Annotated in this window: 23 protein-coding genes and 1 pseudogene; 10 read left to right on the forward strand and 14 right to left on the reverse strand. The window is 64.7% G+C overall.

The annotated features are described in order from the left end of the window. The first annotated feature begins 77 nt into the window (after nucleotides 1–77). The 5 genes and pseudogenes from AC1DCJ_RS11570 to AC1DCJ_RS11590 all read left to right on the forward strand — a co-directional run bounded on the left by AC1DCJ_RS11570 (nucleotide 78) and on the right by AC1DCJ_RS11590 (nucleotide 4,764). Nucleotides 78–1,172 (forward strand): alpha/beta hydrolase, encoded by a 1,095-nt coding sequence (locus AC1DCJ_RS11570; protein ID WP_478071001.1) that lies wholly within the window; start codon nucleotides 78–80, stop codon nucleotides 1,170–1,172. A gap of 219 nt (nucleotides 1,173–1,391) precedes the next feature. Continuing rightward, nucleotides 1,392–2,450, forward strand: coding sequence for an alpha/beta hydrolase (locus AC1DCJ_RS11575; RefSeq protein ID WP_478071002.1), 1,059 nt, complete (start codon nucleotides 1,392–1,394; stop codon nucleotides 2,448–2,450). Further along, nucleotides 2,447–2,935: pseudogene (locus AC1DCJ_RS11580) on the forward strand ((R)-mandelonitrile lyase); the annotation flags it as partial. The gene AC1DCJ_RS11575 and the pseudogene AC1DCJ_RS11580, both read left to right, overlap by 4 nt. A 12-nt stretch (nucleotides 2,936–2,947) precedes the next feature. Continuing rightward, nucleotides 2,948–3,601 carry a carboxymuconolactone decarboxylase family protein gene (locus AC1DCJ_RS11585; protein WP_478071055.1) on the forward strand — a complete coding sequence of 218 codons (654 nt, stop codon included), beginning with the start codon at nucleotides 2,948–2,950 and terminating at the stop codon, nucleotides 3,599–3,601. Nucleotides 3,602–3,753: 152 nt separating this feature from the next. Further along, nucleotides 3,754–4,764 (forward strand): aldo/keto reductase, encoded by a 1,011-nt coding sequence (locus AC1DCJ_RS11590; protein WP_478071056.1) that lies wholly within the window; start codon nucleotides 3,754–3,756, stop codon nucleotides 4,762–4,764. Between the two features lie 3 nt (nucleotides 4,765–4,767). Here the strand turns inward: AC1DCJ_RS11590 and AC1DCJ_RS11595 are convergent, their stop codons facing one another. Beyond that, entirely contained in the window at nucleotides 4,768–5,661 is an 894-nt protein-coding gene (locus AC1DCJ_RS11595) for a LysR family transcriptional regulator (RefSeq protein ID WP_478071003.1), read from the reverse strand. A gap of 74 nt (nucleotides 5,662–5,735) precedes the next feature. On the opposite strand from AC1DCJ_RS11595, the gene AC1DCJ_RS11600 reads away from it, so the two are divergent. Next, on the forward strand, nucleotides 5,736–6,332 hold the full coding sequence (locus AC1DCJ_RS11600; RefSeq protein ID WP_478071004.1) for a flavodoxin: 597 nt from the start codon (nucleotides 5,736–5,738) through the stop codon (nucleotides 6,330–6,332). 10 nt (nucleotides 6,333–6,342) lie between these two features. Beyond that, nucleotides 6,343–7,335, forward strand: coding sequence for an aldo/keto reductase (locus AC1DCJ_RS11605; protein WP_478071005.1), 993 nt, complete (start codon nucleotides 6,343–6,345; stop codon nucleotides 7,333–7,335). 370 nt (nucleotides 7,336–7,705) lie between these two features. Here AC1DCJ_RS11605 and AC1DCJ_RS11610 read toward each other — a convergent pair whose 3' ends face one another. Further along, on the reverse strand, nucleotides 7,706–8,596 hold the full coding sequence (locus tag AC1DCJ_RS11610; RefSeq protein ID WP_478071006.1) for a hypothetical protein: 891 nt from the start codon (nucleotides 8,594–8,596) through the stop codon (nucleotides 7,706–7,708). A gap of 377 nt (nucleotides 8,597–8,973) precedes the next feature. On the opposite strand from AC1DCJ_RS11610, the gene AC1DCJ_RS11615 reads away from it, so the two are divergent. The 3 genes from AC1DCJ_RS11615 (at nucleotide 8,974) to AC1DCJ_RS11625 (ending at nucleotide 12,346) form a co-directional block, all read left to right on the forward strand. Next, on the forward strand, nucleotides 8,974–10,305 hold the full coding sequence (locus tag AC1DCJ_RS11615) for a S41 family peptidase (protein WP_478071007.1): 1,332 nt from the start codon (nucleotides 8,974–8,976) through the stop codon (nucleotides 10,303–10,305). A 226-nt stretch (nucleotides 10,306–10,531) separates the two neighbouring features. Then, nucleotides 10,532–10,960 carry a hypothetical protein gene (locus AC1DCJ_RS11620; protein WP_478071008.1) on the forward strand — a complete coding sequence of 143 codons (429 nt, stop codon included), beginning with the start codon at nucleotides 10,532–10,534 and terminating at the stop codon, nucleotides 10,958–10,960. A gap of 537 nt (nucleotides 10,961–11,497) precedes the next feature. Further along, a complete protein-coding gene (locus tag AC1DCJ_RS11625; protein ID WP_478071009.1) occupies nucleotides 11,498–12,346 on the forward strand; it encodes a S1 family peptidase in 849 nt (282 codons plus the stop codon). Nucleotides 12,347–12,699: 353 nt separating this feature from the next. Here AC1DCJ_RS11625 and AC1DCJ_RS11630 read toward each other — a convergent pair whose 3' ends face one another. The 12 genes from AC1DCJ_RS11630 to ccmA all read right to left on the reverse strand — a co-directional run bounded on the left by AC1DCJ_RS11630 (nucleotide 12,700) and on the right by ccmA (nucleotide 22,150). Further along, nucleotides 12,700–13,431 (reverse strand): hypothetical protein, encoded by a 732-nt coding sequence (locus tag AC1DCJ_RS11630; RefSeq protein ID WP_478071010.1) that lies wholly within the window; start codon nucleotides 13,429–13,431, stop codon nucleotides 12,700–12,702. A gap of 36 nt (nucleotides 13,432–13,467) precedes the next feature. Continuing rightward, nucleotides 13,468–14,070, reverse strand: a complete 603-nt coding sequence (locus tag AC1DCJ_RS11635) for a DUF1294 domain-containing protein (protein ID WP_478071011.1) — start codon at nucleotides 14,068–14,070, stop codon at nucleotides 13,468–13,470. A gap of 8 nt (nucleotides 14,071–14,078) precedes the next feature. Then, a complete protein-coding gene (gene metX / locus AC1DCJ_RS11640) occupies nucleotides 14,079–15,191 on the reverse strand; it encodes a homoserine O-acetyltransferase MetX (protein WP_478071012.1) in 1,113 nt (370 codons plus the stop codon). 70 nt (nucleotides 15,192–15,261) lie between these two features. Beyond that, complete coding sequence (locus tag AC1DCJ_RS11645) at nucleotides 15,262–16,245, reverse strand: tetratricopeptide repeat protein (protein ID WP_478071013.1); 984 nt, start codon at nucleotides 16,243–16,245, stop codon at nucleotides 15,262–15,264. Nucleotides 16,246–16,274: 29 nt separating this feature from the next. Further along, nucleotides 16,275–16,754, reverse strand: a complete 480-nt coding sequence (locus AC1DCJ_RS11650) for a cytochrome c-type biogenesis protein (RefSeq protein ID WP_478071014.1) — start codon at nucleotides 16,752–16,754, stop codon at nucleotides 16,275–16,277. Then, nucleotides 16,723–17,295 carry a DsbE family thiol:disulfide interchange protein gene (locus tag AC1DCJ_RS11655; RefSeq protein WP_448134856.1) on the reverse strand — a complete coding sequence of 191 codons (573 nt, stop codon included), beginning with the start codon at nucleotides 17,293–17,295 and terminating at the stop codon, nucleotides 16,723–16,725. The genes AC1DCJ_RS11650 and AC1DCJ_RS11655 overlap by 32 nt, the downstream gene beginning before the upstream one ends. Nucleotides 17,296–17,350: 55 nt before the next feature. Further along, on the reverse strand, nucleotides 17,351–19,264 hold the full coding sequence (locus AC1DCJ_RS11660) for a heme lyase CcmF/NrfE family subunit (RefSeq protein ID WP_478071015.1): 1,914 nt from the start codon (nucleotides 19,262–19,264) through the stop codon (nucleotides 17,351–17,353). Beyond that, on the reverse strand, nucleotides 19,265–19,726 hold the full coding sequence (gene ccmE, locus AC1DCJ_RS11665; protein WP_038687467.1) for a cytochrome c maturation protein CcmE: 462 nt from the start codon (nucleotides 19,724–19,726) through the stop codon (nucleotides 19,265–19,267). After that, complete coding sequence (locus tag AC1DCJ_RS11670; protein WP_313245665.1) at nucleotides 19,723–19,908, reverse strand: heme exporter protein CcmD; 186 nt, start codon at nucleotides 19,906–19,908, stop codon at nucleotides 19,723–19,725. The genes ccmE and AC1DCJ_RS11670 overlap by 4 nt, the downstream gene beginning before the upstream one ends. Continuing rightward, nucleotides 19,905–20,681 (reverse strand): heme ABC transporter permease CcmC, encoded by a 777-nt coding sequence (gene ccmC / locus AC1DCJ_RS11675; protein ID WP_478071016.1) that lies wholly within the window; start codon nucleotides 20,679–20,681, stop codon nucleotides 19,905–19,907. Before ccmC ends, AC1DCJ_RS11670 begins: the two co-directional genes overlap by 4 nt. A 96-nt stretch (nucleotides 20,682–20,777) precedes the next feature. Beyond that, nucleotides 20,778–21,473 carry a heme exporter protein CcmB gene (gene ccmB, locus AC1DCJ_RS11680; protein ID WP_038687473.1) on the reverse strand — a complete coding sequence of 232 codons (696 nt, stop codon included), beginning with the start codon at nucleotides 21,471–21,473 and terminating at the stop codon, nucleotides 20,778–20,780. After that, nucleotides 21,470–22,150 carry a heme ABC exporter ATP-binding protein CcmA gene (gene ccmA, locus AC1DCJ_RS11685; RefSeq protein ID WP_478071017.1) on the reverse strand — a complete coding sequence of 227 codons (681 nt, stop codon included), beginning with the start codon at nucleotides 22,148–22,150 and terminating at the stop codon, nucleotides 21,470–21,472. Before ccmA ends, ccmB begins: the two co-directional genes overlap by 4 nt. Between the last annotated feature and the right edge of the window lie 26 nt (nucleotides 22,151–22,176).

Genomic DNA, 22,176 nt, shown 5'->3' on the forward strand with positions numbered 1-22,176 from the left:
AGTGATATGCGCGTCCGCGCTTCTTCCAAGGTGAACCCGAGGGTAGATTCTCCTGACAATCTGTCACGGAGTGACCCATGCAGACACGCACCCGCCTTCGCACTCTGGTGTTTGGCTTCCCCTCCTCACTGATCTGGATGGCGGTTTCCCTCTGTGCCACGACCGCCATGGCCAACGAGCCACTGCAGATCGAGGCGCAGGGGAGTTTCCTCGCAGGTGGCATGGAAAAGACGGAACCTGGCACGTTCGATCCGTTGAAACCGTCCAATCCGGAGGGCCAGAGCTACCACGGTGATCACGTCTATGCCTTCTACCAGAAGCCGGTGAATGCGCGTTCGCTGCCGATCGTGATGTGGCACGGTGCGGGCCAGTCGTCCAAGAGTTGGGAAACGACGGCCGATGGGCGCGAGGGCTTCCAGAACCTGTTCCTGCGTCGTCGCTTCACTACCTACCTGATCGATCAGCCACGGCGAGGCAAAGCCGGCCGAAGCATGGTCGAGTCCACGCTGAAGCCCGTGGCAGACGATCAGATGTGGTTCAACCAGTTCCGAATTGGCCTCTGGCCGACATACTTCGACGGCAGTCAATTCCCGACAGGGGAGGCCACGCTGGACCAGTTTTTCCGTTCGGTCACGCCGAACACGGGGCCGTTCGACCTCGGGGTAGTCTCTGACGGAGTAGCTACCGTGCTGCAAAAAACAGGGCCCGCGATCTTGTTTACCCATTCGCAGGCGGGAGGCCCTGGCTGGATGACGGCGATAAAGAGCCCCAATGTGCGCGCCATCGTCGCCTTCGAGCCTGGCAGCAGTTTCGTATTTGCCAAAAACGACGCGCCGGCGCCGATTCCCAGTGCATTCGATACGGTCGCACCGGCGGTGGTGTCGCCCGAAGCGTTCAAGGCGCTGACGCGGATCCCCATTCTGGTGCTGTATGGCGACAACATCCCTGACAAGCCCGTTGACCTGCCCGCGCAGGACAGCTGGCGGGCGCGGTTGGAAATGGCCCGCGCCTGGCGCGACGCCGTCAATCGGCAGGGCGGGGACGTCACCCTGATCCATTTGCCGGACCTGGGAATCCGTGGCAACAGCCATTTCTTGTTCTCGGACCTCAACAACGTCCAGATCGCCGATCTGGTGAGCGAGTTTCTATCGAAGAAGAATCTGGATCATTGAGCCGGATTGCCTCATGCATTGATCGCGCCATGAAAGGACTGTGGCGCGCCGGTGCTGTATCGCTCTCCGATCCATAATTCATATCATTCATGCATGAGTGATATCCGGCTGATGCTCTTTTTCCATGAGTGCACGGCGGTTAGTTTTACGCCTGATCCCGGCCAACGTGGGCGCGCCACATGCACCGGCCGGGGTAACGTCCACACTGGGAGCAGTTGAATGAAGCACATCGTGCACGCCACGCTGTTGGCGATGTCCCTTGGCCTGGCGGCAGGCAACGCGTCCGCCGCCGACTACACGCTCAACCCCTTCAAATTGGCCTACGAAGGTGCGATCACGCGGAATGTGCCCAGCGAGGTCAACGTCCACTCGGTGTCCTATCCGCTGAATGGAATCGAGATCGCGGCAAACTTCTACACGCCGGCCAACTTCGATGCCGCGCGGAAATACCCGACCATCGTGGTTGCCCACCCCAATGGTGGGGTCAAGGAGCAGGTGGCCGGCCTGTACGCGCAGCGTTTGGCCGAGCAGGGCTACATCGCCATTACCGCCGATGCGGCCTATCAGGGCGCGAGTGGCGGCCAGCCGCGCAGCGTGGACATGCCTTCACACCGCATCGAAGACATCCACGGCATGGCGGACTTCATCAGTCGATTCCCCTGGGTCGACACTGCGCGCCTGGGTTTGCTGGGCATCTGTGGCGGCGGCGGCTATTCGTTAGCGGCCGCGCAGACTGACAAGCGGTTCATGGCCGTAGCCACGATCAGCATGTTCAACTCCGGCCGGGTGCGCCGCAACGGCTATGCCGACTCGCAGCTGGACACGATCCAGCAGCGCCTGCAGCAGGCTGCCAATGCGCGGGCACAGGAAGCGGCCGGCGGCGAAGTGCTGTACTCGGGCGACGCCAACCTCACCGACGCGCAGATCGCCACGCTTCCCTTCGATCTGTATCGGCAAGGTTATGCGTACTACTGGAAGACGCACGCCCATCCCAACGCCACCTTCCGCTATACGACCAGCAGCCTGCTGGACCTGATGCGTTGGGACGCCACCGACCAGATCGAGCTCATCAACCAGCCGCTGCTGATGATTGCCGGTAGCAAGGCTGACAGCCTGTACATGACCCAGGACGCTTTCGCCAAGGCGACCGGCACCACCGACAAACAACTGGTGCTGCTGGACGGTGCTACGCATATCGAAACCTACTGGGTGTCGAAATACGTGGATGCCGCCGTCGCCTCGCTGACCACGTTCTACGGCCGGACGCTTGCGCCATGAGCGCGCCTCGTAAATCAACCGCGCAGAGGGCGCTGCTGGGCGCGGCATTGAGTGTGGCGGCACCGTTCGCTGGCGCCGTCGAAACACCCACGCAGCAGATCACCCGAGCGGGAACGCAGTCGTCCGTTGCCGGTCCGGCAGCGACCTTCGTCGGCAAGGTGCGGGTAGATCCTCTGTTCCCGGCGGACGAGCAGGTGCACGTCTCTTCCGCATACGTCAGCTTCGAACCGGGTGCGCGCTCGGCCTGGCACACGCACCCCGCCGGTCAGCGACTGGTGGTTACCTCCGGCGTTGGGCTGACGCAGGAATGGGGTAAGCCGGTGCAGCAGATACACGCCGGGGATGTGGTGGTGTGTCCTGCCGGGGTCAAGCATTGGCACGGCGCCGCGCCCCACAGCGCAATGACCCACCTTGCAGTGACCGGGGTAGCAGACGGCACGTCGGTGGCGTGGCTGGAGCAGGTCAGTGATGACCAGTATCGCGAGGCGTCAGCAGGCATCGACGCTCCCGTTGCCGGGCCGCTTTCGCCCAGGCAGCAGGCGATCCCGCTGATTGCGGCCGCCGCCGCCAGCAGCGACATGCCGCAGCTCACTGCCGCGTTGCGCCGGGGACTGGATGCAGGGCTGACCCTGAGTGAGACCAAAGAAGTGCTCGTGCAGCTGTATGCCTATGCGGGGTTCCCGAAGAGCCTCAATGCCCTGGGCGAGCTGATGGAGGTGGTGCGCGTACGTGAAGCGCAGGGCATCGCCACTGCACCCGGGCAGCCGCCCACCAGGAACGTTCCCGTGGGCGAAGCGCTGCGCGCGGTGGGCACCGCCAACCAGACCCGGATCTCCGGCGCCCCGGTGACCGGGCCGCTCATGGACTTCGCCCCCATCATCAATCAGTACCTGCAGACGCACCTGTTCGGCGACATCTTCGAGCGCGACACCCTGGACTGGCAGAGCCGTGAACTGGCCACGGTGGGCGCGCTGGCAGTGATGCCCGGCGTGGAGGCTCAGTTGCGCTCGCACATGGCGGCCAGCCAGCGCGTGGGCCTCAGCCGCGCACAGTTGCAGCACCTGGCCCAACTGCTGGCCCACAGCGGCTACGCAGCCGCATCCGCCCGCGCAGTGCAGGCACTGGAACAGACCCCGGCACCCGGGCCCTGACAGCGCCCCACATGGAGACCCCAATGAACACCCTGCCCACCAACGCCCAACGCCGCTCGCTTCTGAAGGGGGCCGCTACGCTGGCGGCGCTGCCGCTGGCCGGCGCGCTGGCCACGTCGGCAAACGCCTCCCCCGCAGCTGCCGCGCCGCGGATGGGCGGCCGCCGCATGCTCGGCAAGCTGCAGGTTTCCAGCATCGGGCTGGGCGTGCAGAACATGAGCCGCACCTACCAGACCACCATCCCCTCACGCACCGAGATGCACCGCATCATCCGTGCCGCGTTCGATCGCGGGATGACGTTCTACGATGCGGCCGAGGCCTATGGTCCGCATGAAGTGGAACGGATCCTGGGGGAGGGCGTTTCCTCGTTCCGCAACGACGTGGTGATCGCCACCAAGTTCGGCTGGAACATCGACCTGGAAACCGGCGCGCGTGGCCCGGGCCTGATCAGCAGGCCCGCGCATATCAAGCGGGCGGTAGAGGGCATGCTCACGCGGCTGCGTACCGACCGCATCGACCTGCTGTACCAGCATCGCGTGGACCCGCAGGTGCCGATCGAAGACGTGGCCGGTGCGATCCAGGACCTGATGACCGAGGGCAAGGTGCTGCATTGGGGCCTGTGCGAGATGGGCCTGAAGACGCTTCGCCGCGCGCACGCTGCGCTGCCGGTGACGGCTGTGCAGAGCGAGTACTCGATGCTCTGGCGTGGGCCGGAACAGGAGGTGCTTGCTACGTGCGCCGAGCTTGGCATCGGATTCGTGCCGTGGAGCCCACTGGGCGTAGGCTTCCTGACCGGTGCGATCGACGCCAGGACACGGTTTGCCGAGGGCGACATTCGCGGCATCGAAACGCGCTTCACCCCGCCGAACATCGAACACAACCTGGCCTTGGTGCGCCTGCTCAGGGACTGGGCCGCGCGAAAGCAGGCCACGCCTGCGCGGATTGCACTGGCCTGGCTGATGGCGCAGCAGCCTTGGATCGTGCCGATTCCCGGTACTACGCAGATGGCCCATCTGCTGGACAACGTTGGCGCAGGTGAGGTGATCTTAAGCGCAGGTGAGCTGCGGGAGCTCAATGCCGCAGTTGCCGCGGTGGCAGTGCAGGGCGAGCGCCTTCCGCCAGCGGTGCAGGCTTACAGCGACGTGGAGGCGCCTTTGCGCTAACGCTCACTCCCGATAGCGCAATGCATCACGCAGCACGGTGAACGCCGGCGATGACTGCCTGCGACTGGGGTAGTACAGGTGGTAGCCGGCGAAGGAGGGGCACCAGTCTTGCAGCACGTGAACCAGGGTGCCTGCCTGCACATGGGCGCGCACCAGATCCTCGGGCATGTAGGCAAGCCCCAGTCCCTCCAGTGCGGCGCCCAGGCGCAGGGCGATGTTGTTGAACACCAGCTGGCCTTCCACCCGCACCTTCAGCTCCTGGCCCTTCTTTTCGAACTCCCACGCGAAAATGCCACCGTGGGTCGGCAGGCGGATGGTGATGCAATTGTGCTGGGTGAGGTCGTGCGGTGATTTCGGCTTCGGATGGTGCTGGAAATAGGCCGGCGATGCGACCACTGCCATGCGCAGGTCCGGCCCCACGCGCACGGCGATCATATCCTTGGCCACCTGCTCACCCATGCGGATACCGGCGTCGAAGCCCTCGGCCACGATGTCGGTCAGTCCGTAGTCGACGATCACCTCAATGTTCAGGTCGGGATTGGCCGGCAGCAGTTTGCCCAGTACCGGCTGCATCACGGTGAGCGCGGCATGCTCACCCGCCGTGATGCGGAGGCGACCGGCCGGCTTGTCGCGGTAAGCGTTGAGCTGGGCGAGCTCCGTGTCGATTTCCTCGAAGCGCGGTGAAATCACCCGCAGCAGCTGCTCTCCGGCCTCGGTGGGTGAAACGCTGCGCGTGGTCCGGGCAAGCAGGCGCACACCCAGGCGCTCTTCCAGCTGACGCATTGATCTGCTCAGGGCAGGCTGGGACATGCCCAGCTGGGCGGCAGCCCGGGTAAAACTGCGCTCCCGCGCCACCAGGACGAACATGGCCAACTGGTCGTAATTCTCTACGCTCATTGATGCGCACCGGATATAAGCGATATCCGATTATGCCTCTGCAAGAATGTGTTTGGGGGGCGTAGATTGGCGCCATGACGATTCCAACCCCCAATCATGGTCGCCGGGCAGTCGTTGCCGCGCTGGCGTCGCTGCCGCTGGGATGCTCCGCTGCGGAGCGGCCGGAGGGCGCCGCTGCGGGTCGATCAGACGCACGGACACTGGTTGCCTGCTTCTCACGCTCGGGCAACACCCGGGTCGTTGCCGGCCTCATTCATCGCAGCATGCCCAGCGACCTGTTCGAGATACAGCCTGCCGTGGACTACCCGGCCGACTACCTGGAAACGGTGGCCCAGGCGCGGCAGGAGCGCGACGATGGGGTAGAGCCGGCACTGCGCACCCGCATTGCCGGCATGGATCGCTATGACACCGTCTACCTGGGCTTCCCCATCTGGGGCGAGACTGCGCCGCCGATCATTCGATCGCTGTTGTCGCAGCACGACATGAGGGGCAAGACGATCGTGCCGTTCATCACCCACGGCGGCTTCGGCGTGGGCAGCAGCCTGCGCGTGGTCGCCAGCCACGCACCCAACGCCCGCATTCTCGATGCATTCGTGATGCAGGCCGACCAGGAACGTAGAACCATGGAGAGCGTCAACGCCTGGTTGGCCGCTCCGCACACTGCACGCTGAGGAGTCGACCATGAAGACCCGTACCCTTGGACAAGGCCTTGAAGTTTCCGCCCTCGGCCTGGGCTGCATGGGCATGAGCGCGGCGTATGGCCCGGCCGCAGACAAGCAGGACATGATTGCGCTGATCCGCACGGCGGTGGAGCGTGGGATCACCCACTTCGACACCGCCGAAGCCTACGGCCCCTTTGCCAACGAAGAACTGGTGGGCGAGGCACTGGCGCCCGTTCGTGACCAGGTGGTGATCGCCACCAAGTTCGGCTTTGACATCGACCCCGTAACCGGTGCCCGCGGCACAGGTACCAACAGCCAGCCCGCACACATCCGCGCTGCCGTAGAGGCCAGTCTGAAGAGGCTTCGTACCGAGCGCATCGACCTTCTTTACCAGCATCGCGTTGACCCGGCGGTGCCGATCGAGGATGTTGCCGACACGGTGAAGGCGCTCATTGCAGAGGGCAAGGTTGCGCATTTCGGCCTGTCCGAAGCGGGTGTGCAGACAATCCGCAGGGCACATGCGGTACAGCCGCTCACGGCTGTGCAGAGCGAGTACTCGCTGTTCTGGCGTGAACCGGAGACGGCGCTTCTTCCGTTGCTTGAAGAACTGAGCATTGGCTTCGTACCCTTCAGCCCACTGGGCGCGGGGTTCCTGACCGGAAAGATCGACGAGAACACGCAGTTTGATGCAACGGACTTTCGTAATGCGGTGCCGCGCTTCTCCGCTGAAGCACGCCGGGCCAACATGGCCTTGGTTGACGTGGTGAAGGCGATGGCGGCAGAGAAGGGTGCCACGCCTGCCCAGGTGGCCCTGGCCTGGCTGATGGCCCAGCGATCGTGGATCTCACCGATCCCCGGCACGACCAAGCTTCATCGGCTGGATGAGAATCTGGGTGCGGTGGATCTGGTGCTCGATGCGGCCGACCTGGCGCGTATCGATCAGGATGTGGCCCGGATCAGTATCAGCGGTGCGCGCTTGCCGGAAGCTGCCTTGAAGATGACCGGCAAGTGAGCGATGAGCACGTGGAGATCATAGAAGTGCATCCGAACGGAAGTTATCGGATCGGGTTTGATCTGGCCCCGGAGTCGATCGAAGCGCTACTTTCATGCCTCGGCGAGAATGATGGGATGTCTGCGTGGTAGGCCTCTCTACCCAGTGCACTCCTGGATGCATCCGAATGGGTCATGGGCTGCCAGAAATGGCCTCTCGCATGGCCCTATCGCATTCCTCAATTCGGAAAGTTAAATTTGGCGCTCATCGTGAAGTCAATGAGACACCCAAAGAAAAGCCGCCCGTAGGCGGCTTTGTGAAGCTCAAATATTGAAGAACACCCGGTATCTGTCGCGGACAACGAAACCAAAGCGACAAAACCCAGGTAGGCCTACCGGATCATGTATTCAACCAAGCACATCTTGGTGGCAGGACCGCCTGTGCAGGAAATGGCCCGCACAAAGCCGCTGTTCGTAGGACCGGTGCCGACCATATTGGCACCCAGAGATTCCATGTGAGTTGCCATGCGTCCAAGGTTTTCGCCACCATAGTCGGTCCATTCGCCTTGAACCTCCTGGATGTCAGTCGGGATCTTCTGCCCTGCGGCGGTACGCTCGCTACCTACTTCGGTCTGGCCGTTCTGATACTCAAGATTGACGATCACAGTGACGTAAGAGCCGTCCTTGAAAACGATCTTGAACATGAGCCTGGCTTGATCGCCAAGCCCAGTATAGTTAGAGGCCAATTGGAGTAGATCAGTTACAGCCGTCATGACGTTGGCGCCAACGACTTGCGAGATCACATTCACATTGCCAGCCGCCGACTCAACCATGGCGCGCAGGTTCGCGTCCTTGACGTAGTCATACGCCGTCTTCTCACGGGCGCTGGGATTAAGGCCAAGCATCTCGACGCTGATAACATACGTTGGCCGAAGCGTTCCGCCGCCTTCCACGATGACTCGATGCGCGCGGTCAACCTCCTGAACTGCGGCGGCGGGTGGCGTTTGGCGAAACACACTCAGGGAAGAGCTCGCTTTCACGGCGCGTGGCACGTCGCCGCCACCGCCGGAGGTGTTGCCTTGGATGTAGTACTGCTGGATCGAATTGGTATGAACGTTGTAGACCAAGTGGGTGCCCGTCCCCAACCTGAGTGCTTCTGCGCGGAAGTGCCCATCATCCCGGCAAGTGTCGCAGCGCACCGCGACAGCGCTGGCTTCCCCAGAGGCAAGCCCAAGACCCATCAACACCACAGCGCCCAGCAAAACATCCCTTAACATCAGCATCTCCAGAAATCCATTTCGTTCTCGATCACAGCATCTCTTCGCCTGGGAAGAAGCGCCGACTGCTGCAATGGACAGCCACCATGGTACGTCTGGAACGCCGCTTGATGGGATAGGATTTTTCTGGCGTGGACTGAAGTGTGCGCTGCGTACAGATATGCGGGCGCGTTCGAGTCGATATCTTCAGCGAGCTCGCATCGGATGAGCTTCACTCCCCAGCGCGAGTTGAACGGCAGTTCCAAATCGGTCCCTCGCGCTGCTCTGCGGTGGTGACATTGATCACCACCTTTTCGCCGACGCGAATCGCGCCTTCAGATCACCTTGTGAGTGCAATGCCCTTGGACTAGGATCTCATTTCAACGTAAACATGGATGTTGAACATGCACCGCACAGCGGCCCTTCTCCTGTTGGCGCTCTTCAGTCCTGGAGCACAATCACCGACCGTGTGGAAAGGTACCAGTACCCACTCCATTACCAGTGGTTCGGGTGATGTTCTGGATACCGGCGGTGCGGCCGTTACCTTGTCCGCCGGGTCGATGGGCGAAAGCGCGTTCATCGGTGCGATCACCTCACTGGAAGCAGACTCGTTCCAAGGAAAGGAAGTGCGCCTGGCCGGCAGTCTGCGGGTCAATGATGGCGCCGGTGCAGCCGCGATCTGGCTTCGCGCGGACGGCCCCAAAGGAAAGTTGGCCTTTGCCAGTTCGGGACGCCAGCCTGTGCGCGCCGGCGATGGCGCAATCGCGCGCGAGCTCCAGCTTTACATCCCTGCCGCCACGACCAGCATCAAGTTCGGCGTGACACTGACTAGTGCCGGGCATCTGGATGTCGAGCACCTCACGTTGACGTCGCAGCCTGCGAAGTCGAGCGCAGTTTCCGCCCATGACATGGTGGCCCATGCACTTCCCCTGATTCGCGCCAATGCACTGAACGCGCACAACGTAAGCTGGTCAGCCGAAGAAGTTGCACTGCTGACGCCTGATTTGAAGGACCTTCCCGCGCCGGAGGCGTACGCCAGGATACGCAAGGTACTGGATGCGTTGGCAGACCGCCACAGCTACCTTCAAACGCCCAAAGCCGCGACGGCGTACCGCCAGGACGCGATTCCATCCCGGCCCATCGAAGTCAGGGCGATGCAGGATATTGGCTACGTGCTGGTGCCGGGCCTGCGCGGCACGGATGCCCGTGCTGCTGCGGCCTTCACCACGGAACTCTGCGAGCACATCGGCACGCTGGCGCCGACCTCATCCAAGGGTTGGATCCTCGATCTTCGTCAGGATATAGGCGGCAATATGTGGCCGATGCTTAATGGGCTGCATTCCTTATTGGGAACGCGCGATGCAGGTGCATTTCGCGATCGGCACGGTGTCACGACCCGCTGGCGATCGCGGGCTACCCCTGCATGTGAGGTGGATCTTTCCGATAGCCCAGTGGCTGTTCTGGTGGGCCCGAAAACGGCAAGCTCCGGAGAGGCGGTAGCCGTGGCCTTCAGGGCCCGGCCCGCAACCCGTTTCTTCGGGAAGACCACCGCAGGGCTTGCGACGTCCAACCGTGCCTTTCCGCTTCCTGACGGCGGTGTCCTTCGGTTGACGACCGCGGCGATGCTTGATCGTGATGGCGAGGCATATCCAGAAGGCATAACGCCGGAGAGCATTGTGTCCAGTGATCAGGATGCCATCGAATCTGCTGCGGCCTGGCTTCGCTCCATGCCGTAAAGGTTGAAGTGTCGCTGATTTCCCCATTCTGGCCGGCCCGGAAATCGGTGGCCCCCGAACTGAGGGTTTTTCTGGTGTTCACTTCTGGCCGAAAGCCGACATCGAATTCCGGTTCCCTTGCACACGGAAATGGCGATCCCTAAGATCGAGCTGCAAATGCGAGTGCTGACTATCCGCCACTTTGTCGGCAGCTTCCCCTTACCCATCTACTGCTCGGCTGGATCTAATGACAGACCTGGATATCCGATCCCCTTCCATGCGGGAAAATGTACTCCGGAGCATCAGTCCAGAGGACGCGAAACAGCATCAGCTGCTCTTGCGAAAAATCTTTCGCGAAGAAATTGCCTATCGAGAAAGAGACGAGGATCAGGAGTACTTCGAGAACGTCTACTGGTGCGCATATCTGCTTTTCCATGTAGGAGATCCGGCCGACGTCGAACTCATGTGGATCGCCAAAAATCTGAACATGGATATTGGATGTGGCTTCGACGTCGAGAACATGGTGGGGGCCGGTGTGGAGCAGACTATCGAGTACCTGCGACAAAAGGATCTCGACGCCGCCGCAGACTACCTTGCCGAGTGTTTCCCAGATCATTCACAGCAGGCGATTGAGGTCTGGTCCCGGGCCCGCCAAGGCTACTTCTACGGTGCCTAAACACTCCAGATGAGGAATGTGTCGAACGTCAGCGCCCGGTGCAACATCTGCGGTAGAAGGCTTGACGTCTCTGCCGATCTGCTCTCTGCCGATTGCGGCGGAGATTGCTGGGGCTGCGTGGGGGCCATGGAGCTGGGTTGGCCAGAATCGGCCAAGCGGGTCGCGGAGGAAGTCCGAGCCGGGCTTCGAGAACCTGATGGGGCGGCTAAGCCGCCGTCCGACAGCTAGCAGGCCAACGTCCGCTTCTGGTCGGAAGTGGACGCCCGTCGCCAAGCCAGCCTAAGTGATGCTTGCCCAAACGTGAGCCTGAGCGGAAACGCCGCTCGGACCGGTGATTTGTCCCAGTGAGGCGTGGGATGGGCAGCGCGGGTATGGATCCTCCCGGATTCAAGCCTCATTTCCCGGCGTTCGTCGCACCTGACGTCGTCTTGTCGGAGATCTTGCCCAGCATTGAGACTGCTCGGCCATACTGGTGCGAGGCGCGCACGAACGCCGCGGGTGAACCTCAAACCACTGCCTAACAGGACGTTCCCACATATGAAGTTCCGGCTTCTACTTGCTCTCTCCATCCTGCCGTTTGCAGCGAACGCCATTGTCATCCGTAGCGATGTTGACGATTTGAAGTACCGGATAGACCGATCGGAGTTTCCGGCGCTGGCAGATATGCCCGGCGAGGGACACGGCGTTCTCATTGCGCCGAAGTGGGTCGTCACCGCCGCACACGCCGCTCCGATGGAAGGCATGGACGCCGAGGTGATGATCAACGGCGAGGGATACAAGGTTGCCAGGGTGATCGTCCACCCTGGCTTCAAGCGCATGCCCGACGTGTTGGGTCAGGAAGCGTTGAAGACGGGCGATCCATCCAGGATTCACGCGTTTCTTGCCGGGTCGGATGACATAGCGTTGATTGAGTTGGATACGCCGGTGGAGCACGTTGCACCGGTAGCTCTTTACCGAGGCAACGATGAAGTTACCAAAGTCGCCATGTTTGTGGGCAAAGGGGCAACCGGCAACGGCGTTGACGGGCAAAGCGCCAGCGCCCCGCATCGTGGCGTGCTGAGGCGGGCCTACAACTCCATCACGGGCGCCAACGATCGCTATGTCTGGTATCGATTCGATCCGCCTGCACAAGGCCTGCCGCTTGAGGGGGTGTTGGGAAGCGGGGACAGCGGCGGCCCCCTCGTTGTTCGTAAGCAGGATGCGTGGCAACTCATTGGGCTGGGATCGTGGATCACCGCGGTTCCGGAGCACGCCTTGGAAGCGGGCTTCTATGGACAGATGGTCTACAACGTTCGCATTTCGCGGTATGCCACTTGGCTCGATAGCGTGATGTGCGCTGCGGATGGCAGTGCGTGCATCGAGGCCATCCAGCGCCCTGACCACTAGAGAGTGTCGCGCCAAGTCCATCGCGAGGTCGGTTCTGGCCAAAGGCGGCCGCCGGCTGATGATGACTGGCACGAAAAAGCCCTGCATTGGCAGGGCTCTTTGTTGGGTACCGGCGGACTAGTTAAATCGTTCAATCCGATTGCGGAGAAGGACGTTTCCCCCAATCACGGTTCCCTCTGGGATGGGTACGGGTTCGCCGTAGCTTTCATTATCGCTGGCAACGTGGATGATCCCCCTGTCGATCAAGCGCTTTATTTGCTGGCAGTTTCCCATGTTGATCAGATAGATGCCGTCGCCGTCCAACGAAGTTACGCCGGTATCTCTGAGTGCATGGCCAGGTTTAGCTTCCGGGATTATGGTCGCGGCCAATTCCCCAGCGAAATCAACTCACTCTTGAGCTCAGCTGCACGCTTGTCCGCACTAGCTAGCTCCGGCGCAGCCACATTGGGGAATCTTGCTGCAAACGTCGGACCAGCCTTCGAGTCACCAGCAAGATATGCAAGTCGCAAATACGCCATAGAGAGCGGCAAGTTCTTTAGGGCATCGGAGCTCAAGTAGATGTCTGAAGCGAGATAGAGACCATAGAGGTTTCCTTGCTTGGCGCCATCAAGTGCAACACCCAGCGCCTCACGGTGCCGTTGTTCGCGCAATAGACCTTGAGCATACAAACTTGCGTCAACGGCTGCCCCGCTCTTCTCGGCAGCGGCCTTCAGTTGCTCCGCGCTGAAGCTGCGGGCGTTCTGGACTTGGTCAGGCGTCGGGTACCCGCGCGCCTCAAGCCAAACTGCCTCTTCTGCCGTAGAGGCGACAAGCGGGTCGTTGGCGCACGTCGATGAGTCTCCCTTGCAAGAGTAGTGCTGCAGAAGAGCATTCTCAGGCAGGTTGCCGAGATCGCTAGGTGCTTGGGCTACACCGGTTTTGGTTGCACTCCCCAAGCTGGGCGGAGATTGCCCATCGGACGGCGATGATGCTGAGGTTTGATCATGCACTTCTTCCTGGTGCGATGAGCCCAAGTACCAGAAAGATGCCCCGACCAATACGACCGCCGCAGCTCCTGCCACGACCCATTTTGAATTAGCAGCCATTGTTTCTCACCTCGCTGAACCACACGTTGCCTGGCTCTACCGGGGGATCTGGTGCAGCAACCAGGCCAAGGCGCCCAGATTGATCACCGCCACCACCCTGAACACCTGCTGGAACGCGGCTTTGCGATTCTTGTGGCGCAGCACCGACTGCGCGAACAAGGCGCCGGGCCAACCGCCGAACAACGCAAGCAGTTGCAGGGTTTTTTCGGGCGTGCGTTGCTGGTCGTGCTGCGCAGCGCTCTTGTCGAACCAGTAGAACAGGAAGGTCACGGCGCTCGCGCCCAGATACGCCGCTGGCAGCCACATCGGCCAGTGCATCCACGCGGTCAGCCCAGCTAGTCCGGCGAGGAACAGCAGTGCGATAGTCTTGCGAGGGAAAACGTCGCGGCCCTTCCGCTCGGCCGCAGGCGTGTTGCGCGCGCCGCCCCGCTGCAGCGCAAAGAGCACCTGCACGGCGTTCCGGCGCCCCTGCGCATCGCGTTCAACCGCATAGGCAATCACGTCGCCAAGTGCCGGCCGCCGGTCACGCGCCGCAAACGCACGGATATGCACGAAGCAACGGTCGCCCCCACCATTGGGCTGCACGAAGCCGAAGCCGCGCGCGTCGTCCCATTCGCTGAGCTTTCCCTGCAGTCGCATGTCTGTCCTTAGAGTGCGGAAAGGAACTCGCCCACGGCCGGCCCGAACCGCGCGAAATCCACCAGGAACGCATCATGTCCCTGCGGCGAATCCAGCCCGATGAAGCGCGCGTCGGCGCCACCGGCCCGCAGGCCGTCGGCGATCTGCTGTTGCTGCTGCACCGGGAACAGGATGTCGGTGTTGGCGCCGATCGCCAGCGCCTTGTCCACCTGGATCTTCGCCAGCCCGGCCAGCACGTCGCCGTCGGCGTACTCGGCCAGGTCGAACCAGTCCATCGAGCGGCTCAGGTACAGGTAGCAGTTGGGGTCGAAGAAGCGCACGAAGCGGCGCGCGTGGCCTTCCAAGTAGCTTTCTACCTGGAACTCCAGGCCGAACGGGTCGTCGTCGGCCTGGTCCGAATCCAGCCGCACGCGGCCGAACCGGCCGTCCCATTCCAGCGCGGAGCGGTAGGTGATCACGCCCAGCTTGCGCGCCATGCGCATGCCCGATTCGGGATAGCTGTCTTCGGTGTACTGGCCGGCGTCCCACTTCGGATCCAGCCGGATGGCTTCGCGCTGCAGCGAGCGAATCGCGATGGAGAACGGCAACGCCTGCGCGCTGCCGGAAATATTGATGTGGCTGCGCGCGATGCCCGGGTGCAGCAACAGCAGCGCCAGTGCGGTCATGCCGCCCATCGAGTTGCCGATCACGCAGGCCAGCTGCGCCACGCCCAGCGCACGCACCACCTCGACTGCCGCGCGGGCGCCGTCTTCGATGGACAGCTCCGGGAACTGCAGCCGGTACAGTGCGCCGGTGGCCGGGTTGATCGTGGCCGGGCCGGTGGAGCCCTTGCAGCTGCCCAGCGAGTTCACGCAGATCACGAACCAGCGGTCGGTGTCGATCGCCTTGCCCGGGCCGAGCATGCCTTCCCACCAGCCGGAGGCCGGGTTGTCGGCGTTGGCGGCAGCGTGCGCATCGGGCGACAGACCAGTGACGATCAGCACCGCGTTGCTGGCCTGCGCGTCCAGGGTGCCCCAGGTTTCATAGGCCACGTGCGCGTCCAGCAGCTGGCCACCGCGCTTGAACGGAAAGGGCGAGGGCAGGGCGTGGTAACGCGTACCGGGCGGGATGAATTCAGTCATGCGCGCATTTTAGCCGGGTCCGGTCAACGTGCCGTGCCATGGGCGGCACGCAGCATCGCGCCGGCCCGGCTCATGGTCCGCCGATCAGCAGCGGCACTGGCTCGGCATGCGGCAGCGGCACGCGGACCGACGGCGAATCGATGTCGCCCTCCTGCCGGTTGGCCTGGCCGGAGGCGGACAGGCGCGCGAACACCTCCACCTCCTTGAGCGCCGACAACGGCTGGGTCGGCATCGGGCTGTCGGCGTCGTCCAGCGTGACCCGTAGCGGCAGGTCGGCCAGCCGGTGTTTTTCCACGGCCACCGGCATGGGCGGGCCGCCGGGGACGCGGGCAATCACGAAGATACTGGCATCGTCACGCAGGCGCGCGCGGACGGCGAACGCGGGATCCAGCGCGACCGTAACGGTGAGTGCGGTTGCAGCAGTGGTCGCCGCGGGCGGCGTCGCTGCGGCGGGTAGCCCGGCCTTCTCGCGGGCAATGGCAATCTGTTCGCGCAGCGCGGTGGCTGCCCCCGGGTCCAGACGCGGCAGTAGCGCCTCCCAAGTGGCGGCCGCCTCGGCATCCTGGCCGCGCTGGCGCAGCGCGATGCCGATCAGCCAGCCGGCGCGTTCGCTGCCCGGCGCCAGCCGCTGGGCATGGCGCAGCCACTGCAGCCCGGTATCGTCGAACTGCTTGGCCGGGTCGGCCTGTGCGCGGGTCTGTGCGGCCTCCACCAGCAGCTCGGGCTCATCGGGGGCCAGCTGCACGGCACGGGTGAAGGCGCGGTTGGCCTCGGGCAGGTTGCCCAGGGCCTGTTGCGAGCGACCGAGCAGGGCCCAGCCGTCTGCGCGCTGCGGGTCGCGTTCCAGTGCGCGCTGCAGTTCCACCACGCCATCGCGCAGGGTGGCCGGTTCGCCCGTGCGCGCGGTCGGCGTGGCGGCCTCTGGCGTACCCACCAGGTAATACAGCGCCGAACCGGCCACGCCCACGGCCACCACCATCACGAGGAAGGGCGCGCGCCGGCCTGTGGCGCGCAGCGGCCACAGCACCACCAGGCCGACGACAGTGGCGGCCATGGCGGCAAGTGTTGGTAACCACGATCCGCTCACCAGCGCTCCTCGCTCTTGTCCATCGGCTGCAGCTGGCGGCTGCGTCGGCGCACCACCCACACCAGCACGCCCGCGCCGCCCAGCAGCAGCACGGCCGGGCCGAACCACAACAGGCTGTTGCGGGCGTCCATCGGTGGGCGGTACAGCACGAACGCGCCGTAGCGGTCGACCAGGAACTGCTTGATCTGCGCGTCGTCGTGGCCCTGCTGCATCAGGGTGAGCACTTCACGGCGCAGGTCGTGTGCGATCTGCGCGTTGGAATCGGCCAGCGACTGGTTCTGGCACTGCACGCAGCGCAGTTCGGCAGCCAGTGCATGGAAGCGTGCCTCTTCGGCGGCGTCGCGGTAGTGCAGCGGCGTCGGGTCGGACACCGCCTGCGCGCTGGCCGTTGCCGGCAGCAGTGCCGCAGCGGCCAGCAGGCCGCCGAGCAGCAGCGCGGGCAGCTTACGGCGCTGCGGGCAGCGTTGTCTGGGCATTGGCATGGCTCCGCTCCACCTTGTCCAGTTCGGGAATCAGCTGGGTGTCCACCACCCGCTGGGTGAGCGCGCCGCTGTACTTCCAGCGCACCACGCCACTGGCATCCACCAGGAAGGTCTCCGGCGCGGCGGTGACGCCCCAGTCGATTGCGGTGCGGCCTTCGATGTCGGCCAGCACCAGCACGAACGGGTTGCCCAGCTGTTCCAGCCAGCGCAGGGCGTCGGCCGGTTCATCTTTCCAGTTGTAGCCGATCACGCGCACGCGCTTGGTTTCGGCGAAGCGGGTCAGCACCGGGTGTTCTTCGCGGCAGGCCGCGCACCAGCTGCCCCACACATTCAGCACGTACGGCGCGCCGCGCAGTTCATTGCTGCTGACCTTGATGGTGGGGTCGTGCAGCACCGGCAGGGTGAAGGCCGGGGCGGGCTTGCCGATCAAGGCCGACGGCAGCACGTCGCGGTCGGGCGCGCCGGATTTCATCACCCCGTAGATCATCAGCCCCAGCAGCCCGAAGAAGAACAGCACGCCGATGACGATGGCCACGGGCGGCAGGGGGCGGGAAACGGGACGCGGATCGGACACGGGGTAACTCCAGGACTCAGGGACGGCGGAAACGGCGGTCAGCGGCGGTGACGAAAGCGCCCAGGGCCATCAGCAGTGCGCCCAGCCAGATCCAGCGGACGAACGGTTTGATGTGCACGCGCACCGCCCAGGCATTGTTGCCCAGCGGCTCGCCCAGCGCCACGTACACATCGCCGCCGATGCGTGCATGGATGCCGGCCTCCGTCATCATCTGGCCGCCACTGGCGTAGGCGCGTTTTTCCGGGTGCAGCAGGGCCAGTTCGCGGTCATCGCGCAGAATGCGCATGTGGCCGCGGTCGGCGGTGTAGTTGGGGCCCTGCTGGTGGTCCACGCCCTCGAAGCGCACTTCGTACCCGGACACCTGCAGCGATTGGCCCGGCGACAGCGCCACCTCGCGCTGCACGTTCAGCGCTTCCACCAGCAGGGCCCCGGCCAGGAACACCGCCACGCCGCCATGGGCCAGCAGCATGCCGACCATTTCGGCGGTGAAGCGGCCATTGCCACGCAGCCGGCTCCACACAAAGCGCGCGGTACCGAAGGCGACCCAGGCAGCGGCGGTCACACCGGCCGCGGTTTTCAGCGCGCCCTGCGGTGCCATGAAGTAGGCAATGGCGCCGAGCAGCAGCGCCAGCACCGCCCACGGCGCCAGCATCGCCAGTGCGCGTGAGGCCTGGTCGCGTTGCCAGTTCACCAGCGGGCCGAACGGCAGCAGCGCCACCAGCGGCGCCATCAGCAGCAGGAACAGGGTGCCGAAGTAGGGCGGGCCGACCGACACCTTGCCGAGCCCCATCGCATCGGCCAGCAGCGGGTACAGCGTGCCCAGCAGCACCATCGCGCACGCCGCGGCCAGCAGCAGGTTGTTGGCCAGCAGCAGGGTTTCGCGCGAGGTGGCCATGAAGCCGCGGCGCGGGTCGTCGTTGCCCAGCGCACCGGCGCGGAGCGCGTACAGCAGCAATGCGCCGCCAATGACTAGGGCCAGGAAAATCAGGATGAAGGTGCCGCGCGAGGGATCGGCGGCAAACGAATGCACGCTGGTGAGCACGCCCGAGCGGACCAGGAAGGTGCCCAGCAACGACAGCGCGAAGGCGGCAATGGCCAGCAGCAACGTCCAGCTGGCGAAGCTGCCGCGCTTTTCCGTGACCGCCTGCGAGTGGATCAAGGCCGCGCCGGCCAGCCACGGCAGGAAGCTGGCGTTTTCCACCGGGTCCCAGAACCACCAGCCGCCCCAGCCCAGTTCGTAGTACGCCCACCAGCTGCCCAGCGCGATACCCAGGGTGAGGAAGCCCCACGCCACGTTGGTCCACGGCCGGGTCCAGCGCAGCCAGCGCGCATCCACGCGCCCTTCCAGCAGCGCGGCGATGGCGAAGGCGAACGGCACCGCGAAGCCGACGTAACCCAGGTACAGCATCGGCGGATGGATGATCAGCCCCGGGTCCTGCAGCAGCGGGTTGAGGTCGTGTCCTTCCAGGGGCGCTGGCAGGAGCCGCGCGAACGGGTTGGAAGTGAAGATCAGGAAGGCCAGGAAGCCGATGCTGATGATGCCCAGCACGCCCAGCACGCGGGCCAGCACCTGCATCGGCAATTGTCGCGACCACCGCGCTACGGCGGCATTCCACAGTGCCAGCACCAGCGCCCACAGCAGCAGCGAGCCCTCATGGGCGCCCCACACCGCGGAGTAACGGTAGGCCAGCGGCAGCAGCGAGTTGGAGTTTTCGGCCACATAGCGCACCGAAAAATCCTGGGTGACGAAGGCCGCGGTGAGCACGCCGAACGCGCCCAGCAGCAGCACCAGCTGCGCGTACGCGGCCGGGCGGGCCACGGCCATCCACGCCGCGTAGCCACGCTGGGCGCCCCACAGCGGCAGCACCGCCTGCAGCACCGCTACCAGCAGCGCAGTCACCAGCAGGATCTGCCCCAGTTCGGGCAGCACTCAGCGCACCTCCGGTGCGGTCACCGGTACATCGTGCTTGGTATGCGCCTGGCCCATCTTGTCGGCCACTTCCTTGGGAATGTAGTTTTCGTCGTGCTTGGCCAGCACTTCATCGGCGATGAAGCGGCCGTCCTGCAGGCGGCCGCTGGCCACCACTGCGGTGCCTTCGCGGAACATGTCCGGCAGGATCCGCGAGGTGCTCACCGGCAGCGTGGCATCGCCATCGGTGACCACGAAGTGTGCTTCCAGCGAACCGCTGGCGCGCTGGAACGAACCTTTCACCACCATCCCGCCCAGGCGGAACCGCGACTGCGGATCCACGTCACCGCGCAGCACTTCGGCCGGCGTGTACAGGTAGGCGATATTGCGCTGCAGGGCGAAGGCTACCAGCGTGGTGGCCAGGCCGGAGGCCAGCAACAGCAGCAACACCCACACCATGCGGCGGCGCTGCACCGGGGTCATCGGATGAGCTCCGTGGCCAGCGGGGTGCCGGCCTGCGGTTTGGCGCGGGCCTGCAGCCGCTGCTGGCGGTGGCGGGCCTGCCAGCGCGCCAGGCGCAGGCGCAGCCAGGACCCGAACGCATCGCAGCACAGCACCAGCACGAACACCGCGAAGGCGGCAATGATGAAGGGCAGGTGGGTCATCGCGGCATCTCCCCGGTAGCGCTGGCGGCACCGCCGCCGATGCGTTCGGCCACCCAGGCCTTGCCGGCCTCGCGCAGCAGGTTGTCGGCACGCGCCTTGGCCAGCAGCGAGCCGGCGAACCACAGCTTGGTGCCCACCACCATCCACCACAGCGGCGCGATCAGCTCGGCGCGGACGGCGTTGTCACCGAACACGTTGATCGACTGGCGCTGGTGCAGGCCGCCCCACCAGTCCACCGAATAGCGGATCACCGGCAGCAGTGCCACCCCGACGATGGCCAGCAGCCCGGCCGCGCGCGCGGCGCTGCGGCGGTCTTCGATGGCGTAGTAGAGCCCGATCACGCCCAGGTACAGGAACAGCAGGATCAGTTCGCTGGTCATGCGCGGGTCCCAGTCCCACCAGGTGCCCCAGGTGGACTTGCCCCAGATGCTGCCGGTGAGCAGGGTGATCAGGGTGAAACCTGCGCCCATCGGCGCGCAGGCCATGGCCAGGATCTCGCAGACCTTGATCCGCCAGACCAGCGCGATGGCCGAATACAGCGCCATCAGGGCGAACACGAACAGGCTCATCCACGCGCTGGGCACGTGGATGTAGATGATGCGGAAGGCGTCGCCCTGGCTCTGCTCCGGCGGGACGACGAACAGGCCCTGCCACAGCCCGATCAGCAGCACCGGCAGGGCGGCCACGTAGAACACACGCGACCAGCGCGCGGCGAAGCGGTCGAAGATGGGCGGCGATGCGACGTGGTGGAACCAGCGGACGAGAGTGTGCATGCAGCGGTAGCTATCCAACCTAGGGCGACGATTCAACGGACGTGGAGCGGCGTGTTGAACGGTGACGCTGTAAACGGTGTGGCGGTGGACGACTGCTCAATTCAACGATATCCGGATGGCCGCGGCGGTGGCCAGCGGTGCAAGCACCAGCGCCACCACCAGCCCGGCGCCCAGCAACAGCAGCGCCCCCACCGGATCCTGACCGCGTGCGGCGGCCCCGACACTGCCTGCACCGAACACCAGCACCGGTACGTACAGCGGCAAGGCCAGCAACGCCACGAGAATACCAGAGCGCCGGATGCCCACGGTCAGCGCGGCAACCACGCCGCCGATCAGGCTGAGCAACGGTGTTCCCAGCAGCAACGATGCCAGCAGGATGGGCAGTTGGTCATGCGGCAGATGCAGCATTTCCGCCAGCAACGGGCTGACCACGATCAGCGGCAGGGCGGTGGTGGCCCAATGCAGCAGCACCCGCACCAGCACCAGCCAGGCCAGCGGCACCGGGGCCAGCAGCCACTGCTCCAGCGAGCCGTCCTCGGCGTCGCTGCGGAACATGGAATCCAGCGCCAGCTGGCCGGCCAGCAGCACCGCCAGCCACAGCACCGCCGCGCCTACCTGCGCCATCAGCTGCGGCTCGCGGCCCAGCGCCAGGGCGAACAACACCACCACCAGCACCGCGAACATCAGCGGTTGCAGGGCATCGCCGCGGCGCCGCCACAGCAGGCGCAGGTCGCGCCGGGCCAGCGCCCGCGCGGTCTGCCACAGGCCCGGTTCGGTACCCGGCGCGATCATGCGGCACCCCCGTGTGGTGCCGGGTTCTGCCCGGTGGGCGCTGAAATCTCCCCCGCAGGCGACAGCCGCAGCAGCCGCGTCTGAACCGGCGGTGCGGCATACGCACCGTGGGTGGTCACCAGGGCGGCACCGCCGCTGCGCAGGTGCGCGGAAATCATCCGGTTCACCAGGTTGATGCCGTCCAGGTCGAGGTTGGCGTAGGGTTCGTCGAGCAGCCACAGCGGGGCCGGCGACAGCCAGATCCGGGCCAGCGCCAGGCGTCGCTTCTGCCCGGCCGAGAGCTGGCGCACCAGGGTGTCTTCATAGCCGGCCAGGCCGACGATGGCCAGCGCGTTGCCCGGCATCTGGCGCGTGCGCCGGCCGTGCAGGCCGCACAGGAAATGCAGGTTCTCCAGCGTGTCCAGATCGGCCTTCAGCGCCGGCAGGTGACTCAGGTAGGCCACGAACCGCGCGCGCTCCTTGTGCCCGGCGGCCCGCCCGTCGATCTGCACCTGCCCGGCATCGGCGCGCAGCAGGCCGGCCAGCACCCGCAGCAGGGTGGTCTTGCCGGACCCGTTGTCGCCCTGCACCAGCAGCGCTTCACCGGCGTCGATGTGGAAATCGAGCGGGCCGAATACCGGCTCATCGTTGCGACTGAAGGCAAGGCCTTGGGCGGCCAGCAACGGAGGAGCGTTCAAGGGGCGGTCTTTGCGGCGGAAGGGGC

The sequence above is a fragment of the Stenotrophomonas sp. 10N36 genome (assembly GCF_056395005.1).